Source organism: Paeniglutamicibacter sp. NPDC091659 (assembly GCF_044756805.1).
Classification (GTDB): domain Bacteria; phylum Actinomycetota; class Actinomycetes; order Actinomycetales; family Micrococcaceae; genus Paeniglutamicibacter.
On record NZ_JBIVTO010000030.1, the window covers coordinates 1 to 1,300 of the forward strand.

Here is a 1,300-nt window from a genome sequence, read left to right on the forward strand (position 1 = left end):
TCGCCAGCAACCAAAAAAACGCGGGGGAGAGACAAAGCGCGGGGCTGGTGCCGCGATCCCCCTCACCCATGAAACGAGAACCACCATGAACACCCTCACCATCAACCACACCCACGAAGCCGGAACCCTGATCGAAGGCACCGCCAAAGGCGACGGAAGCGCCGAAATCTTGAAGGCCAACGGCTGGCGCTGGGGGCGCAGCATCGCAGCATGGTTCGTACCCATGAGCCGCGACCGCATGCCCAAGCACTACAAAATCGAAGGCACCGCCGCCGCGCTACGCGCCGCCGGATTCGAGGTTGAAACCGAGATCGACGAGAGCACGCGCAGCACTGCCGAAGTCGAAGCGGGAAAAATCGAACGACAGGCCCAGCGCGTCGAAGCACTAGAAGCCAAAGCCCAGCGCAAGAGCAACGCCGCCGATGAAGCCGAACACCGAGCCAAAGCAGCCGGCGACGCGTTGCCCTGGGGAGGGGAACCAATCAAGATCGGCCACCACAGCGAACGCCGCCACCGCAACGCCATCGACAAGGCCCACCGCGCCATGGGCGCATCGGTTGCCGCCGACCGCGACGCAACCGAAGCAGCAGACCGAGCCGCCACCGCCGCCCACACCACCGGGGCACGCTACAGTGTGCAGACCGTCGCAAACCGCATCAAAAAGCTCGAAGCTGACGCCCGCGCCACCCAACGCAACATCGACGGCCGCCGCGAATGGATCAAGAGCGAAGCGGGCCGGGACGTGCTCAGCGCCGAACCCATCGGAGCCACCGGCGCATACCGCGAACGCCTGCTAACACGACTGGCAGACCAGAACGACCAAATCACCTACTGGAAGCAGATCCGCGCCGAGCAAATCGCCGCTGGCGAAGCCACCAACTACAGCCGCGAAACCATCAGCAAAGGTGACTACGTGCGCTACCGGTTCGGATGGGTCGAAGTCGTGCGGGCCAACGCCAAAACCGTATCGGTCAAAACCGAATACACATGGACGGACAAAATCGAGTACACGGCACTGACCGACCACAAAACCGCCCACGAATACGCCGAAGCCCTGGCCACCAAGCAAGCCGAACTGGTCAGCTAACCGCCCGGCAGGGGAGGGGTACCGTAGCGGGTGTCCCTCCCCCTTTTCTTGGTGGTGCGGGCGGCCTCCGCCGCACGCTCCCCCGGCCGCTGGACGCTGCGCGGTGGCTGGGGGAGCGGCCCCGCGCCCACATGGGCACGGCAAAAGAAATTTCCTTCGGTCTTTTCCCGCACACCTGATGGACGCCGGGACCCAATCGACCACCCGCACACA

At 64.4% G+C, this 1,300-nt stretch carries 1 protein-coding gene; it reads left to right on the forward strand.

The window, feature by feature from the left end; translation table 11 throughout:
• The first annotated feature begins 85 nt into the window (after positions 1-85).
• Positions 86-1,087 (forward strand): DUF3560 domain-containing protein, encoded by a 1,002-nt coding sequence (locus ACIQLF_RS21830; protein WP_400303337.1) that lies wholly within the window; start codon positions 86-88, stop codon positions 1,085-1,087.
• Positions 1,088-1,300: the final 213 nt, after the last annotated feature.